17 protein-coding genes are annotated in these 14,558 nt (G+C 73.1%); 10 read left to right on the top strand and 7 right to left on the bottom strand.

All coding sequences use genetic code 11. The annotated features are described in order from the left end of the window. Position 1: 1 nt before the first annotated feature. The 8 genes from ACODT5_RS34985 to ACODT5_RS34950 all read left to right on the top strand — a co-directional run bounded on the left by ACODT5_RS34985 (position 2) and on the right by ACODT5_RS34950 (position 7,111). On the top strand, positions 2–1,213 hold the full coding sequence (locus ACODT5_RS34985) for an acyl-CoA dehydrogenase family protein (protein ID WP_422523104.1): 1,212 nt from the start codon (positions 2–4) through the stop codon (positions 1,211–1,213). Continuing rightward, positions 1,210–2,103, top strand: a complete 894-nt coding sequence (locus tag ACODT5_RS34980; RefSeq protein WP_422523103.1) for a hypothetical protein — start codon at positions 1,210–1,212, stop codon at positions 2,101–2,103. The genes ACODT5_RS34985 and ACODT5_RS34980 overlap by 4 nt, the downstream gene beginning before the upstream one ends. Continuing rightward, a complete protein-coding gene (locus tag ACODT5_RS34975; protein WP_422523102.1) occupies positions 2,100–3,089 on the top strand; it encodes a HesA/MoeB/ThiF family protein in 990 nt (329 codons plus the stop codon). Before ACODT5_RS34980 ends, ACODT5_RS34975 begins: the two co-directional genes overlap by 4 nt. A 99-nt stretch (positions 3,090–3,188) precedes the next feature. Next, positions 3,189–4,229, top strand: a complete 1,041-nt coding sequence (locus ACODT5_RS34970) for a TauD/TfdA family dioxygenase (protein ID WP_422523101.1) — start codon at positions 3,189–3,191, stop codon at positions 4,227–4,229. 152 nt (positions 4,230–4,381) lie between these two features. Continuing rightward, positions 4,382–4,636, top strand: a complete 255-nt coding sequence (locus ACODT5_RS34965) for an acyl carrier protein (RefSeq protein ID WP_422523100.1) — start codon at positions 4,382–4,384, stop codon at positions 4,634–4,636. After that, positions 4,633–5,847, top strand: coding sequence for a beta-ketoacyl-[acyl-carrier-protein] synthase family protein (locus ACODT5_RS34960; RefSeq protein ID WP_422523099.1), 1,215 nt, complete (start codon positions 4,633–4,635; stop codon positions 5,845–5,847). The genes ACODT5_RS34965 and ACODT5_RS34960 overlap by 4 nt, the downstream gene beginning before the upstream one ends. Further along, positions 5,844–6,821 (top strand): beta-ketoacyl-ACP synthase III, encoded by a 978-nt coding sequence (locus tag ACODT5_RS34955; RefSeq protein ID WP_422523098.1) that lies wholly within the window; start codon positions 5,844–5,846, stop codon positions 6,819–6,821. Before ACODT5_RS34960 ends, ACODT5_RS34955 begins: the two co-directional genes overlap by 4 nt. 92 nt (positions 6,822–6,913) lie before the next feature. After that, positions 6,914–7,111: a hypothetical protein gene (locus ACODT5_RS34950; protein WP_422523097.1), complete on the top strand. Its 198-nt coding sequence runs from the start codon at positions 6,914–6,916 to the stop codon at positions 7,109–7,111. An 18-nt stretch (positions 7,112–7,129) separates the two neighbouring features. Here ACODT5_RS34950 and ACODT5_RS34945 read toward each other — a convergent pair whose 3' ends face one another. Together ACODT5_RS34945 and ACODT5_RS34940 are read right to left on the bottom strand one after the other, a co-directional pair. After that, positions 7,130–7,657, bottom strand: coding sequence for a hypothetical protein (locus tag ACODT5_RS34945; RefSeq protein ID WP_422523096.1), 528 nt, complete (start codon positions 7,655–7,657; stop codon positions 7,130–7,132). A gap of 99 nt (positions 7,658–7,756) precedes the next feature. Then, complete coding sequence (locus tag ACODT5_RS34940; RefSeq protein WP_422523095.1) at positions 7,757–8,086, bottom strand: putative quinol monooxygenase; 330 nt, start codon at positions 8,084–8,086, stop codon at positions 7,757–7,759. A gap of 108 nt (positions 8,087–8,194) precedes the next feature. On the opposite strand from ACODT5_RS34940, the gene ACODT5_RS34935 reads away from it, so the two are divergent. Further along, a complete protein-coding gene (locus tag ACODT5_RS34935) occupies positions 8,195–8,818 on the top strand; it encodes a hypothetical protein (RefSeq protein ID WP_422523094.1) in 624 nt (207 codons plus the stop codon). 47 nt (positions 8,819–8,865) lie between these two features. On the opposite strand, the gene ACODT5_RS34930 is transcribed toward ACODT5_RS34935, so the two are convergent. From ACODT5_RS34930 to ACODT5_RS34920, 3 genes are read right to left on the bottom strand one after another with little or no spacing between them, the layout of a single operon-like run. Next, on the bottom strand, positions 8,866–9,663 hold the full coding sequence (locus ACODT5_RS34930; RefSeq protein WP_422523093.1) for an enoyl-CoA hydratase/isomerase family protein: 798 nt from the start codon (positions 9,661–9,663) through the stop codon (positions 8,866–8,868). Beyond that, a complete protein-coding gene (locus tag ACODT5_RS34925) occupies positions 9,660–10,118 on the bottom strand; it encodes a Zn-ribbon domain-containing OB-fold protein (RefSeq protein WP_422523092.1) in 459 nt (152 codons plus the stop codon). The genes ACODT5_RS34930 and ACODT5_RS34925 overlap by 4 nt, the downstream gene beginning before the upstream one ends. A 16-nt stretch (positions 10,119–10,134) precedes the next feature. Continuing rightward, positions 10,135–11,286 (bottom strand): lipid-transfer protein, encoded by a 1,152-nt coding sequence (locus ACODT5_RS34920; RefSeq protein WP_422523091.1) that lies wholly within the window; start codon positions 11,284–11,286, stop codon positions 10,135–10,137. Between the two features lie 92 nt (positions 11,287–11,378). Between ACODT5_RS34920 and ACODT5_RS34915 the strand changes: the two genes are divergently transcribed. After that, entirely contained in the window at positions 11,379–13,184 is a 1,806-nt protein-coding gene (locus tag ACODT5_RS34915; RefSeq protein ID WP_422523090.1) for a FadD3 family acyl-CoA ligase, read from the top strand. A 21-nt stretch (positions 13,185–13,205) separates the two neighbouring features. On the opposite strand, the gene ACODT5_RS34910 is transcribed toward ACODT5_RS34915, so the two are convergent. Together ACODT5_RS34910 and ACODT5_RS34905 are read right to left on the bottom strand one after the other, a co-directional pair. Continuing rightward, positions 13,206–13,643: a nucleoside deaminase gene (locus ACODT5_RS34910; RefSeq protein WP_422523089.1), complete on the bottom strand. Its 438-nt coding sequence runs from the start codon at positions 13,641–13,643 to the stop codon at positions 13,206–13,208. A gap of 39 nt (positions 13,644–13,682) precedes the next feature. Next, positions 13,683–14,534 carry an LLM class flavin-dependent oxidoreductase gene (locus ACODT5_RS34905; RefSeq protein WP_422523088.1) on the bottom strand — a complete coding sequence of 284 codons (852 nt, stop codon included), beginning with the start codon at positions 14,532–14,534 and terminating at the stop codon, positions 13,683–13,685. Between the last annotated feature and the right edge of the window lie 24 nt (positions 14,535–14,558).

Below are 14,558 nucleotides of genomic sequence, written 5' to 3'. Positions count from 1 at the left end.
CATGACGTACACGCACAACCCGGCCGCCCACCCGCTGCTCGACTCCTTCGAGGCCGACTTCCTGGGCGACGTCGTCGCCTTCGCCCGTGAGGAGGTCGCCCCCGGCGCCGCCGAGCGCGACCGGATCGAGAAGGGCCAGATCGACTGGGACACCGTCCGCAAGGGCCACGCCCTCGGCCTGCTGCGGATGGCCATCCCGCGCGACTTCGGCGGCCTCGGCCTGAGCCAGCTCGCCCTCGCGCTGACCCTGGAGGAGCTGGCCTCCGCCGACCCGGGCATGGCACTGGTCTTCGGCGCCACCGGTCTCTTCCAGACCCCGCTGCTGATCTGTGAGAACCCGCGCCTCCAGGAGAAGTACCTCCCCGCCTTCCTCGGCCCGGAGCCGGTCCTCGCCTGCAACGCCGTCGCCGAGGAGCGCAACGGAACCGACCTGGTGCTGCCGCAGCAGGCGCCCTACGCGCAGGACATGACGACCGCCCGCCGCTCCGGCAGCGAGTACCTGCTCACCGGCACCAAGCGCTACATCACCAACGCCCCCGTCGCCACCTACGCCACGGTCATGGCCAACCTGGACGAGGGCCCCGGCTCGACCGGCCTGACCTGCTTCGTGACCGAGCTGGAGCAGGACGGCGTCACCCGCGGCGAGATCCACGACAAGGTGGGCTACCGCACCGCCCCCGCAGGCGAACTCATCCTCGACAACGCCCGGGTGCCCGAAGAGAACGTCATCGGCGACGAGCGCGGCGGCTGGGACCTCAACGTCGCCATCGGCAACCTCACCCGCGTCACCTGCGCGGCCGTCGCCACCGGGATCGCACGGCACGCCCTGGACCGCGCCGTCGCCTGGGCCGGCACCCGCAGGCAGGGCGGCCGGCTGCTCTTCGAGCACCAGATGTCCGCCCGCAAGCTCGCCGACATGTCCGCCCGGGTCTCCGCCGCGCGCGCCCTCTACCTGGACGCCGTGCTGAAGGCCGACACCATCATCCCGACCCCGGCCTACGAGCCCGCCGTCGCCAAGATGGTCGCCGACCGCGCCGCCATCGACAACGCCGACGCCGCCATGAGCCTCATCGGCGCCGCCGCCTTCCAGCGGGAGGACGGCATGGACCGCGTCCTGCGCGATGCCTACGGCCCCCGCATCTACGAAGGCAGCCCCGAGGCGCTCGCGCTGGTCATCACCGGCGAGCTGTTCGGCGTACCGGAGGTCCGGTGACCACCGCCACCCCCACGAGCCCCACCCTCGCCACCGGCTCCTACCGGGAGCGGGTGCTGCGGGACACCGGCGGGATCAGGCTGCCCGACCTGGACAGCCACGTGTACGGCGAGCCGCTGTTCCGCTCCGCCAGCCCCGAGGGACTGCTGACCCTGACCGTGCGCGGAGAGCAGCTGCCCACCGCGTACCTCGACGACATCTACCGATTCCGGCTGGCCCAGTACCTCAAGCGCGGCTGGCTCAACGAGGAGGCCGCCGCCGCGGCCGACCTCACCGCCGAGCCGTACGACGGCCATGCCCTCCAGGACCAGCACACCCTGGTCGTGGAGGAGGAGACCGGCCGGCTGCGCGGCTACGGCACCCTCGCCCACACCCACAGCCCCGGAAACACCCTGCTCGGGGACGCCGGCCACGTGCCGTTCGTCGTCGAACGCGACTACGGCCTGCGGCTCGCCGACGAACTCGGCCCGGCCACCCCGGCGAACCGGGTGTGGGAGGGCAAGCGGCTCATGCGCGACTACGCCATGGACCGCTCACAGGCCGCCGTGTCCGTCCCCTGGTGGGTCTACCGCGGCTGGGCCGAAGGCTGCCTGCGGGCCCTGACCGAGGACGGAGCCGCGATCGTCGGAGACGGCAAGCCGAACGGAGCCATCCTGCAACTGGCCCTGCTCGGCTTCCACACCCGGACCCTCGACGTCCCCGCCCGCCCGGCGGACCCCACCGACCTGTTCGCACCTATGTGGGACCAGCGGCAGCGCTCGTACCCCTTCGTCCTCACCGACGCGAACGCGCTGCGCCCCACCCTGACCCACCTCGACGCGATCCTCGCGTCCGGGGAGACCGGGTCGGTCGCGGCCCGGCTGACCGCGTTCCAGGAGGAGAGGGCATGAGCCGGCACACGGACCAGAGCAGCCCGCCCGACGTCGGCACCCCCGCGGAAGCCCGCGAACTGGACGAGGAGCGCTACTACGCCTCCCTCACCCAGCGCAACCGCGGCCTGATCCCCGCGGCGCTCCAGGAGCAGATCCGGCACACCCCCCTGCTCATCGCGGGCTGCGGCTCCATCGGCGGCGCCACCGTGCAGCCGCTGGGCCGCATGGGATACCGGGACTTCGTCCTCGCGGACGTCGGCACCTACGAGCTGAACAACCTCAACCGCCAGCACGCCACCATCGACGACCTGGGCCGCAACAAGGCCGAGGTCGGCGCCGACGCCCTGCGCGCCATCAACCCGCACATCCGGGCCGAGGTGGTGCCCGTGGGCATCACCCCGGAGAACGTACGGGAACTGGTCCGGCGGGCCGAGGTCATCGTGGACGGCGTCGACGTGACCACCCCCTCCGGGCTGCGCGCCAAGATCGCCCTGCACCAGGAGGCGTGCCGCCAGCGCAAACCCCTCGTCACCGGCTGGGACATGGCGGGCATGCTCGCGGCCCAGTGCTTCGACTACCGGCTGGTCCGGCGGATCTTCGACGGCCAGCTGCTGGCCGACGACGCCGACGTGCTGAGCACCTGGGAAGTGATCTTCCGCATCGCCCCCCGCTCGCACATCCCCGGCGAGATGTACCGCGAGCTCCGCCAGGGCCTGGGCCGTCCCGACTACAGCGTGCCGCAACTCACCGAGGCCGCCACCCAGTTCGGGTCCCTCGCGGTCCACATGGTCAACCAGCTGGTGGCGGGCGAGGACGTGCCGCGCACGGTCGCCGTCGACGTCCACCACATCGCACTGACACCCGGACGCCGGGTCGTGGACCGGGTCACCCGCCACTGGGAGAAGGCCCGCTTCCTGAACCACCTCCCGCGCGAGCAGGCCTGGCGCGGATTCAGCCCCGCCGCCGTGTACCGGCTCGGCCGCCGCTCCGCACCGGCCGCATAGCGTGCCCCATCCGACGCAGCTCACCCGCCCGACCCGCCGACCGCCGGTCGACGGCAGCCTCAGAGCGCGCGGCACGACTCGCAGAAAGGAAAGCACCACATGAGAAAAGAATTCTCGTACGCCGACGCACGCACCACCGGAATCGTGCTCAGCGAGACCGAGTCCGACATCATCGAAGCCGCCGCACTGAAGATAGCCGCGCAGTACGCGGATTACTCACTGCACAGCAGCGACCTCCTCCACACCGTGGAACTCGCGGCCGCCGCGCTGCCGAGCGAAGTCCGGCGCGCGCTCATCTCCTTCAGGGACCAGGGCAACACCAGCGGCACCCTGTTGCTGCGCGGGCTCCCGCTGGGCAGCCTGCCGGCCACCCCCGACCGGGCGGAGGACGAGCCGGAGTGGACCGAGGTCTCCGTGGCGACCCTCAGTCAGCTGATGGTGATGTCGGTCCTGGGCCGCGCGATCTCGTACAGCGACGAGAAGAACGGCAACCTGGTCCAGGACGTCAGCCCCAAGCGCGGCGCCGAGACCCGCCAGGAGAACAGCGGCTCCATCCTGCTCGAACTCCACACAGAGGATGGGTTCCACCCGGCCGCCCCGCACTTCCTGAGCCTGATCTGCCTGCGCGGCGACCGCGACGGACTCGCCGCCACGGTGACCGGCGGGATCGGCGACGTACTGCCGGAACTGGACGCGGAGACCGTCGCCACCCTGCGCCGACCGGAGTTCAGGACCAAGTTCAGCACCTCCTTCGTGCACGACACCGACGAAGAGGTACTGACCCCGCCGGTACCGGTGCTCTCCGGCACGGAGGCCAATCCGGACCTGCGGGTGGACTTCCACGGCACCGTCGGCACCACTCCCCAGGCGCGCACGGCGCTCGCCGCACTGGAGGAGGCCGTACTCGGCTCCCTGCGGGGCATCGTGCTGCGACCCGGCGAACTGATCATCCTCGACAACCGCCGCACGGTGCACGGGCGGACGGGCTTCACCCCGCGCTACGACGGCGCGGACCGCTGGCTGCGCCGCTCCTTCGCGCTGGCCGACCTGCGGCCAGTCCTCCACGACCTCGGCGAGGGCCGCATCCACAACGCGATCACCACGCGGCAGCCCGCCCCCGGGCTGGTGACGGTGGCCTGACGACGGCCACCCAGGGGTCCGGTCCTCCGGGCCTCCGGGCCGGCCGGACCCCGATCCGCCCCACCCGGCCCCCGCGGCCGGCTTCCCCACCCCGCAACCCTTCCCCCCACCCCCTTGCTTTCACCCACCGCTCCACCCGACGGAGGAACACCATGTCCGCAGCCCTGAACGCCACCCTGACCCGGATCGTCGTCGAGAACCTGGAGGCCGACCCCGACGCCCTCACCGACGAGGCCACCCTCGCCGCCCTCGACCTCGACTCCCTCGCCATCGCGGAGCTGGTCCTCCTCATCAAGGAGGAGACCGGCGCCGACCTCAGCAGCGAGGAGACCAGCATCGGCGAGCTCACCATCCCCGCCCTCGCGCGGCTGGTGACCACAGCGCTGGACAGCGAGAAGTCCGCATGAGTGCACCCGCCATCGTCGTGACCGGCACGGGCATGATCACGCCGGTCGGTACCGACACGGACTCGACCTGGGAAGCGATCCGCCGCGGCGAGTCCCGCGCCGGACTCGCTCCCACCCCGGGGGTCTCCCGGGACCTCCAGTGCCGCACCGTGGCTCCGTTCGGCGCCGAACTGCTGCCGGGCCGCGGCACCGCGAACCTGGACCCCTTCATCCGGTTCGCGCTCGTCGCCGCCGACCAGGCCATCGCCGAGGCCGGCCTCGACCCCGCCACCTGGGACGGCAGCCGCGTCGGCATCGTCGTCGGCTGCGGCCTCGGCGGCGCGGCCACCCTGAGCACGGCGCACACCAAGCTCGCCGAACGCGGACCCGACGCCGTCTCCGCGTACGTACATCCCCGCTCGCTCATCAACATGGCCGCCGGGATGCTCGCCATCCGGCACCACGTCACCGGACCCGGCCACACCGTCGTCGCTGCCTGCGCCTCCGGCGCGGTCGCCGTGGGCGTGGGCCGCGACCTGATCCGCAGCGGCGCCTGCGACATCGTGATCGCCGTCGGTACGGACGCCGGGGTGGTGCCCGTGATCGCGGCGGGCTTCGCCGCAATGGGCGCCCTCACCGACAGCGCCGCGGACGACGCCTCGAGGCCGTTCGCCGCGGACCGCTCCGGCTTCGTGCTCTCCGAGGGCGCGGCCGCCCTCGTACTGGAGCGCGAGGACGCCGCACGGGAGCGCGGCGCGACCTGGCAGGGCCGCATCCTCGGGTACGCCTTCACCACCGACGCGCACCACCCGGTCGCCCCGCACCCCGACGCCATCGGCGCCGAGGCGGCGGTCCGGGCCGCACTGGCGGACGCCGGGCTCGCCCCGTCGGACGTGGACCACGTCAACGCGCACGGCACCTCGACCCCGTACAACGACCGGAGCGAGGGGAAGATGATCAACCGCCTCTTCCCGCACCGGCCGAGCGTCACGGCCAACAAGGGACTGCTCGGGCACAGCCTGGGCGCGGCGGGCGCCATCGAGGCCGTGCTGACCCTGCGGACGCTGGCCACGGGCATAGTGCCGCCCACCGCGCACACCCCGGCCGCGGATCCGGAGCTCGCGGGCCTGGACCTGGTGGTGGACAAGGAACGGCACGAGAACCCGGCGGTCGCGGTCAGCCACTCCTTCGGCTTCGGCGGTTCCAACTGCGTATTGGTGATGGGCACATGAGCGACAACAGGATCCCCGCCGTACTGACCGGCCTGGGCACCTGTCTGCCCGCGAGGACGGTGACCAACGAGGACCTGGCGCAGCGGCTGGACACCTCGCACGAGTGGATCCACAGCCGTACCGGGATCGCCCGCCGCCGGGTCGTGGACCCCGGCACCGGTACCGCCGAGCTGGCGGCCGCCGCCGGTTCGGCGGCCCTGGAATCGGCCGGCCGGTCCTCCTGCGACCTGGTCCTGGTGGCCACGACCACCCCGGACCGTGCCTGCCCCGCGACCGCCCCGCAGGTGGCCTCGGCCATGGGGCTGACCGGCGCGGCCGCCTTCGACCTGTCGGCCGTCTGCTCCGGCTTCGTGTACGGGCTGTCGGTCGCCGCGGCCATGATCGGTGCCGGGACCTGCGAGAGCGTCCTGGTCATCGGCGCGGAGCGGTACTCGGCGATCGTCGACCCGGAGGACCGCGGCACGGCCGTCATCTTCGGGGACGGCGCCGGTGCGGTGCTCCTCGAACGGGGCGATGCGCCCGAGGGCCGCGGCGCCGTCCTGCACACCGAGCTGGGCAGCGACGGCACCGGCGTCGACCTGATCACCGTGCCGCCCGGCGAGCGGTACCTGCGGATGGAAGGCCGCGAGGTCTACACCCGGGCCGTTCCCACGATGGTCCAGTCGGCCCGCCGGGTCGCGGAAGCGGCCGGGTGGCGTCCCGAGGACATCGACGCGTTCGTCGGCCACCAGGCCAACCTCCGGATCCTGGAGTCGGTGGCCAAGCGACTCGGCCTTCCGGCCGAGCGCGTGATCGCCAACATCGAGGACGTCGGCAACACGGCCGCCGCGTCCATCCCGCTGGCCCTCGCCTGGGCCGCGGACCGGGGCCGGCTCGTGCCCGGTGACCGGGTGGTCCTCACCGCCTTCGGCGGCGGCCTGACCTGGGGTTCGGCGGCCCTGCTGTGGCCGGACGTACGACCGGTCCACCGCTGACCCCTCCCGGGTCCGCCCGGTTCCTCCCTTCTCCGTACCTCTGCCCTGCCCGGCGGGCAGAAGTACGGAGCCCCGACGAAAGCAGCACCACAGTGACGACCCCGTCCTCCTCGGCCGCCGAGAACCGCTATGCCCGGTACCGGGCCTTCCTGGACACCGGCACCGGAGCCTCCCAGACCCTCACCCAGTGGCTCCCGCTCGCCACACTCTGGGCCACGGGCGACGCCGTCCCCGGCAGCACCACCCGCCGCCCCCAGCGCCGGCGGACGAGGGAGGCGCAGGAGGCGTAGGCGGCGTAGCAGGACGGGCTACGAGTGGTCCTGCGGCGGGGCCGGCCAGGCCGACGGGGCGGGGGGATGGGTCGGGTCCTCGACCGGTGCCGGGGTCGGCTCCGGAGCGCGCCGGTCGCGGCGGCGGGGGCGGCCGCTCATCACGGCCGCCGCGAGGATGAGCAGCGCGCCCGCACCGAAGGCGTTGGCGAGGCCCTCGCCGAGCCCCGCGCCGTCCGCGCCGCCGACGGAGAGGCTGCCCGCGGCCTGGCCCTGGCGGACCATCCAGAGCACGGCGAAGCCGAGGACGACGACCCCGGAGAAGGCCATGAGCAGCCGGGAGCGCAGCACGATCGCGACCAGCGCGAGCAGAGCGGCGAAGAGGAACGGCAGCAGGATCGAGCCCAGCAGGGCGGCCTTGTCGTCCGTGATCCCGGCGGAGCCGAAGAGCTCCTCGATGCGGTAGTCGCGTCCGTGACGGCCGTCGTACCAGGCACGGAAGGGGCTCCAGACGGCGGCCGTCGCTCCGATCAGACCCAGGATCGAGCCGAGTACGTTGCGGATCATGCCCGGCCCTCCGGGGGAGTGGGTCTGGATCTCGATCCCGACGCTACGCCCGCCCCCGGAGTCCCGCACGCGGAGCTACGAGGGCAGCTACGAGGGCAGCTACGAGGGCAGCGCCGGGGGGAACACCCGCACCACCGGTGCCCCGGCCAGCAGGGCCGCCGTGCGGGACAGGGCCTCCGTCAGGTGCGGGGACGCCAGGTGGGCCTCCCAGGACGCGGAGTCCGCCCACTCCTCCAGGACGACCCAGGCGCCCGGATCGGCCGGGTCCTCGTACGCGCGGTAGGAGACGTTGCCCGCCTCGGCCCGGGTCGGCGCGACCAGGGACAGGGCCTGGGCGCGTACCTCGGCCTCCAGACCGGGCCGGGCCTGCAGGCGGGCGATCGCGGTGATGACGCCGGCGGCGGTGTCGGCCGCGGTCTCGTCGGTCATGGTGTGTCCCCCCGGATGGCGATCGTGGCTCGTCGCGGCCACCGTACCGCTGCGCCTCGGGCCTCCTGGTAGCGTGCCGCAGTTGTTCAACGGGGGAGGGATCGGACCATGGTGGTCACAGGACGTCGGGTCAGGGTCACGGCGGTACTGGTGGGCGTGGTGCTCGCGCTGACGGGGTTCTCGTCGACGGGCGGCAGCGGCGGCAAGAGCAAGAGCGACAGCAGCGGGGGCGGGTGCTCCAGCTCCAAGAGCAAGTCGAAGTCGAAGTCGAAGAGCTACGGAAGCTCTGGCAGCTCCGGCAGCGGGTCCGGCAGTGGCGCGACGGCTTCGGCCACGCCCACCGCGACCCGGCCGTCCGCCCACGCCGAGGTCGTCACCTGCGCCGGCCCGGGCCGGCCGAAGGCCACGCTCAAGGTCACCTCCGACGCGGTCAACGGGTACACCTTCCGCGTCCCGCTGGTCTTCGAGGGCGCGTCCGGCCGGGTCGACTCCGGCTCCGTGGACCTCGTGCTCAAGGCGGGCGAGAGCCGGACGGTCGACCTGCCGATGACGAGCGCGGCCAAGGCGGGCGAGGTCACGCGCTGCACGGTGGGCACGATCCAGACGCTCTCGACCGCGTCGCCCACCCCGACGTCGACCTCCGCCTCCGGCACCACGGGGTCCGTCACCGGCGGCAGCACGGGCGGCAAGACCACGAGCAAGCCGAAGCCCAGGTCCGCGAAGAGGCGTTAGCGGCGGCGGGGGCCCGGGAAGCGGCCCCCGCCCCGCCTACGCCCTGCTCAGCGGATCCGGGGTTCCGGTCCCGCCCCGCGTCGGCCGGCGAACAGTTCCGCCTGCCGCTCGGGCGGCAGGTTCCCCAGGGCCACCAGCCCCGGAGCCTGTGCCAGCGCCTGCTGGAGGGTGGCCTGCTTCGCCGCCCACAGGGACCGTACGGTGCCCTGCACGGCCTCCGTGGGGAAGCCGGCCAGCGTCCCGGCCGCCCGCAGGGCCGCCGGGAGCAGCTCCTCGGGCTCCGCCAGCTCCGAGACCAGGCCGATCTCGTACGCCCGCCGTGCGGAGAGCCGTTCCGCCGTGCCCATCAGGGACATCCGGGCGGCCTCGCCGAAGGGCATGCGCTGGGCCATGTAGATCGCCTCGTAGGCGCTGACCATCCCGTAGCTGGTGTGCGGGTCGAAGTAGGTCGCGGACGCGGAGGAGATGATGAACTCCGACTCGCCCAGCAGGTAGAACGCCCCGCCGCAGGCCATGCCGTTGACGGCGGCGACCACCGGCTTCCACAGGTCGTTCGCCTTCGGCCCGATGGCGACGAGCGGGTCGTCCACCGAGTAGGGCGAGGTGGGCTGCGGCACCTCCACGCCCCGGTCGATGCCCGTGCAGAAGGCCGCCTGCCCGGCGCCCGTCAGCACGATCGCTCGTACGTCGTCCTCGTAGCGGAACTCCCGCCAGATCCGGGCCAGTTCGGCAGCCGTCGCCAGGTCGATCGCGTTGTGCTTGCGCTCCCGGTCCAGGGTGACGACCGCGACCCCGGTGGCCTTGTCCCGCTCCACCCGCAGTCCGGGCGCCCGGTCGGCCGTCAAGACTTCTCCAGCGTCCAGCGGGGCACCGCCATCCCGCCCATCTCGGTGAACACCACCTGGACGCGTGCGCCGATGCGCAGCCGCGCCGGGTCCATCGAGTCCAGCGGGGCGTCGGCGGCGGTGACGAGGTTGCCGACGAGGCGGATCTGCGGGGCGTCGGCCAGCTCCACGAGGATCACGTTGTACGGGGCCTGCGCGGCATAGGCGGGCAGCAGCGGCGGGTGCGGCCGTACGTACGACCAGATCCGGCCCCGGCCGCTCATCAGGCGCCATTCGGAGTCGAAGGACCGGCAGTGCGGGCAGCAGGGGCGGGGCGGGAAGCGCAGTTTCCCGCAGGCGGGCGCCGCGCAGGCCTGGACGCGGAGTTCGCCCTGGGCGGCGTACTCCCAGAAGGGGGCGCCGTCCTCGTCGGGGACGGGGAGGAGGAGTGCGTCCGCGGGGGTGGTCGTGGTCATGGTCTTCCTCAGCTCCTCAGGCGCGCAGCAGGATGGCGGACGTGGGGACACCCTCACCGGCGGTCACCAGGCAGGTCGCGGCGTCGGGCACCTGGGCGGTGGAGACGCCGCGGAGCTGCTTGACGCCCTCGTTGATCAGGTTGAAGCCGTGGACGTAGGCCTCGCTGAGGCCGCCGCCGCCGGTGTTGATGGGGAGCCGGCCGCCGATCTCCAGGGCGCCGCCCTCGGTGAAGGAGGCGCCTTCGCCGCGTCCGCAGAAGCCGTAGCCCTCCAGGGAGAGCGGGATCAGCGGGGTGAAGGCGTCGTAGATCTGGGCGACGTCCACGTCCTGGGGGCCGAAGTCGGCCTGCTTCCACAGGTGTCGGGCGGCGGTCCAGGCGGGGCCGGACAGCGGGTCGTCGTTCCAGTAGTTGACCATGCCGTGGTGCTGGGAGGGCAGGCCCTGGGCGACGGAGTGGACGTAGACGGGCTTCTGCCGGCAGTCGCGGGCGCGCTCGGCGCTGACGATGACGCAGGCCAGGGCGCCGTCGGTCTCCAGGCAGTTGTCGAAGAGGCAGAGCGGATCGCTGATCATGCGGGCGGTCATGTACATCTCGCGGGTCAGCGGGCGCTCGTACATCATCGCGGCCGGGTTCTCGTTGGCCCGGTTGCGGCAGGCCATCGCGACGTTGAAGAGGTGGTCGCGGGTGGCGCCGTACTCGTGCATGTAGCGGCGGGCCAGCATGCCGATCTCGTCGGCGGGGCGCAGCAGGCCGAAGGGGCGCGTCCACTGGCCGGGGGTGGGGAGCTGGACGGCCGTGTTCTTCCACGGCCGCGGCCCCGAGCCGCGCTTGCGGGACCGCCAGGCCACGCCGACGTTCGCCTGGCCGGTGGCGACGGCGGCGGCCAGGTGGCCGACGGTGGCGCAGGAACCGCCGCCGCCGTAGCCGATCTTGGAGAAGAAGGTGACGTCGCCGGCGCCGATGGCCTTGGCGACCTCCACCTCGTCGGTCTCCTCCATCGTGTAGGAGGAGAAGGCGTCCACCTCGGACGGGTCTATCCCCGCGTCGTCGAGCGCCGCGAGAATGGCCCGGCAGGCCAGTTCCTTTTCGGACTGCGGCAGTTGTTTGGCAAAGGCGGTCTGCCCGATGCCGACTATCGCCGTAGCGTCCTTGAGCGTTGCCGCCATCGCCACCTCCGGGGTGCACCAGTACTGACAGCCGCGAAGGCTACAGCTAATCTGACGGATAGTCAGCTACTGGGATCGCGGGAGGGCGGACGATGGACGAGGACGAGGGCGCGCGCGGGGTCGCGGACATGACGGGGGCGGGGGCGCCTCCGGCGCCGGGAGCGGGACGGGGCGCGGGCCCGCAGGCCGGTGCCGCTGCCGCGGGCGCCGATTCCGGGGCCGGGTCCGTGGTCGACCCGGTGGCCCTGGCCACCCCCGCCGAACCCGGCCAGGAGCACCGCGGGGACCTTGCCTGGACCAGCATCGGCGGGCTCGTCCGTGATGCCGCCGCGCGCTACGCCGACCGCGAGGCCGTGGTCGACGGGCGGGTCCGGATCGACTACGCGCAGCTCGGCGAGCGCGTCGAGCGGGCCGCGGCCGCCTGCATGGCCGCCGGCGTGGAACCGGGGGACCGGGTCGCCGTCTGGGCGCCCAACACCCTCGAGTGGATCGTCTCCGCCCTCGGCGCCGTCTCCGCCGGAGCCGTCCTCGTCCCCCTCAACACCCGTTTCAAGGGCTCCGAAGCCGCCTACGTCCTCCAGCGCAGCCGCGCCCGGCTCCTCTTCGTCACCGGCACCTTCCTCGGCACCTCCTACGTCGCCTCCCTGCGCCGCGCCGCCGCCGACGGCGAGGGCTCCGGGCCGCTGCCGGGCCTGCCCCACCTGGAGCAGGTCGTCGTCCTGTCCGACGACGCCCCCGACTCCTTCCGCACCTGGAAGGAGTTCCTGACCGGCGGCGACTCCGTATCCGCCGAGGCCGTCCGCGCCCGTACGGACGCGATCCCCGCCGGCGCCCCCTCGGACATCATCTTCACCTCGGGCACCACCGGCAGCCCCAAGGGCGCCGTCATCTCCCATGCCCAGTCCCTGCGCTGCTACGAGGTCTGGAGCGAGCTCGCCGGACTGCGCGAGGGCGACCGCTACCTGATCGTGAACCCCTTCTTCCACACCTTCGGCTACAAGGCCGGGGTCATCGCCTGCCTGATGCGCGGGGCCACGATGGTCCCCCAGCCCGTCTTCAACGTGGACACCGTCCTCGCCAACATCGCCGCCGAGCAGATCTCCGTACTCCCCGGCCCGCCCACCCTCCACCAGTCCCTCCTCGACCACCCCCAGCGCGACCACCACGACCTGTCCGCACTGCGCCTGGTCGTCACCGGAGCTGCCGTGGTCCCGCTCCAGCTCGTCGAACGGCTCCGCGGCGAGCTGCACATCGGCACCGTCCTGACCGCGTACGGGCTCTCCGAGGCCAGCGGCATCGTCACCATGTGCCGCCGCGGCGACCCGGCGGAGATCATCGCGTCGACCTCGGGCCGGGCCATCCCCGGGACGGAGGTCCGGATCGTGGACCAGGACGGCGCGCCCCAGCCCACGGGCCGGGCCGGGGAGGTGTGGGTGCGCGGCCACAACGTCATGCGCGGCTACTTCGAGGACCCGGCCGAGACCGCCGAGGCCATCACCCCCGAGGGCTGGCTCCGCACCGGGGACGTCGGCGTGCTCGACGCCGCCGGGAACCTGCGCATCACCGACCGGATCAAGGACATGTTCATCGTCGGCGGCTTCAACGCCTACCCCGCCGAGATCGAGCAACTCCTCGGCCTGCACCCCGACATCGCCGACATCGCCGTGGTCGGCATCCCCGACGCGCGCCTGGGCGAGGTGGGCAAGGCGTACGTGGTCCGCCGCCCGGGCGCGGTCCTCACGGCCGACGACCTGATCGCCTGGTCACGCCGGGAGATGGCCAACTACAAGGTGCCGCGCGAGGTGGAGTTCGTCTCCGAACTCCCGCGCAACGCGAGCGGAAAGGTCCTCAAGCGCGAGCTCCGAACCCGCACCCGCACCCGCACCGGCACCGGCTGACCGGGTCAGCGGGTCAGCGGGTCAGCCGTGGTGGTAGTACCCCTCCACCACGGCCCGTACCTCGTCGAGCAGCGCGGGCCCGTCCTGCGGTACGTCCGGCCGGCCGCTCGCCGGCCGGATGTCCAGCAGCTGCGCGCCGGACAGGGCGAACACCACCCGCCCCAGCCCCGCCAGCCGGATGACCGGCTCGCACATCCCGCACGGCTCGCAGCTGGTGTACATCGTGGTCCGGGCCGCGGTGGCCGCGTCCAGCTCCCGGGCGGCCCACCGCGCGAGCTTCAACTCCGGGTGCGCGGTGATGTCCCGCCCGGTGACGGTCGTGTTGTACTCCTCGGCCAGCACCGTCCCGTCGGGCCCCGCGAGCAGCGACCCGAACGGCGGGTCACCACCGTCCCGGGCCTTCCCGGCGAGCGCGATGGCCCGCCGCAGGAGGGCGTGGTCCCCGGTCGTGACGCTCATGACGACTCCGTTCCGCTGTCTTCTCTGTTCCCGCTGTCTTCATCTGTTCTCGGAAAGCCCGAGCCGTGCGGCCACCGTGGCCAGTGCCTGCCACCCCGGCTGCGGCCGGCGCGTCTCGTCGGGGTCGCCGCCGTAGTGGTCCAGGACGACCGACTCGGCGCCCAGCAGCCGCAGTTGCTCCAGATCCTCCATGATCTGGTCGATCGTCCCCTCTCCGGCGAGCCGTCCCGGTCCGCCGACCGGCTCCGCGCTGGGCTTGAGGGCGATACGGGGGGCCAGCGCGGGCACGGGCAGGCCCAGCTGGTCCGCGTACGCCTCCAGCCTGACCGCGGCCTCGCGCAACCACGGCAGCGTGGGGCGCAGCGGATGCCACGCGTCCCCGAGCCGCACGGCCCGCCGCAGCCCCGCGTCGCTGTTGCCGCCGACCCAGACGGGGATCCGTACGTCCCCGTAGTCGGCGGTGTCCGACCACGCGGACCGTACGGCCCGCAGGTGCTCGTCGGTGAGCCGCCCGCGGCGCTCGAAGGGGATCCCGAGGGCGGCGAACTCCTGCCGCGCCCACCCCACCCCCACCCCGAGGACGAACCGCCCGCCGCTGAGCTGGTCCAGGTTGGCCGCCATGCGGGCGGTGAGCAGCGGGTGCCGGTACGGGGCGATGAGGACGGTCGTACCGAGCCGGATCCTGCTCGTCTGGCCGGCGAGCCAGGACAGGGTGGTGAAGGGCTCGTAGAAGGGGGCGGGATAGCGTGCGGCGACGTCGGGCGTGATGGCGATGTGGTCCGAGAGCATCAGCAGGTCGAAGCCCAGGCCTTCGACGGTCCGGGCCGCGTCCCGCAGGCCCGTGGGGTCGGTGCCGGGGCCGAAATTGAGGACGTTCACTCCGATCTTCACACCGTTGAGCCTAGTCAGCGGACC

Source organism: Streptomyces tatrensis (assembly GCF_049310065.1).
In the GTDB taxonomy this organism is placed as follows: domain Bacteria; phylum Actinomycetota; class Actinomycetes; order Streptomycetales; family Streptomycetaceae; genus Streptomyces.
Note: the sequence above shows the minus strand (reverse complement) of the source record. Positions and strands in the feature narration are given on the sequence as shown.

What these genes read in the sequence shown, in the direction of transcription:
- ACODT5_RS34985 (WP_422523104.1), top strand. Translation starts at nt 2, where the DNA reads ATGACGTACACGCACAACCCGGCCGCCCACCCGCTGCTCGACTCCTTC.
- ACODT5_RS34975 (WP_422523102.1), top strand. Translation starts at nt 2,100, where the DNA reads ATGAGCCGGCACACGGACCAGAGCAGCCCGCCCGACGTCGGCACCCCC.
- ACODT5_RS34970 (WP_422523101.1), top strand. Translation starts at nt 3,189, where the DNA reads ATGAGAAAAGAATTCTCGTACGCCGACGCACGCACCACCGGAATCGTG.
- ACODT5_RS34965 (WP_422523100.1), top strand. Translation starts at nt 4,382, where the DNA reads ATGTCCGCAGCCCTGAACGCCACCCTGACCCGGATCGTCGTCGAGAAC.
- ACODT5_RS34960 (WP_422523099.1), top strand. Translation starts at nt 4,633, where the DNA reads ATGAGTGCACCCGCCATCGTCGTGACCGGCACGGGCATGATCACGCCG.
- ACODT5_RS34955 (WP_422523098.1), top strand. Translation starts at nt 5,844, where the DNA reads ATGAGCGACAACAGGATCCCCGCCGTACTGACCGGCCTGGGCACCTGT.
- ACODT5_RS34945 (WP_422523096.1), bottom strand. Translation starts at nt 7,657, where the DNA reads ATGATCCGCAACGTACTCGGCTCGATCCTGGGTCTGATCGGAGCGACG.
- ACODT5_RS34940 (WP_422523095.1), bottom strand. Translation starts at nt 8,086, where the DNA reads ATGACCGACGAGACCGCGGCCGACACCGCCGCCGGCGTCATCACCGCG.
- ACODT5_RS34935 (WP_422523094.1), top strand. Translation starts at nt 8,195, where the DNA reads ATGGTGGTCACAGGACGTCGGGTCAGGGTCACGGCGGTACTGGTGGGC.
- ACODT5_RS34925 (WP_422523092.1), bottom strand. Translation starts at nt 10,118, where the DNA reads ATGACCACGACCACCCCCGCGGACGCACTCCTCCTCCCCGTCCCCGAC.
- ACODT5_RS34920 (WP_422523091.1), bottom strand. Translation starts at nt 11,286, where the DNA reads ATGGCGGCAACGCTCAAGGACGCTACGGCGATAGTCGGCATCGGGCAG.
- ACODT5_RS34915 (WP_422523090.1), top strand. Translation starts at nt 11,379, where the DNA reads ATGGACGAGGACGAGGGCGCGCGCGGGGTCGCGGACATGACGGGGGCG.
- ACODT5_RS34910 (WP_422523089.1), bottom strand. Translation starts at nt 13,643, where the DNA reads ATGAGCGTCACGACCGGGGACCACGCCCTCCTGCGGCGGGCCATCGCG.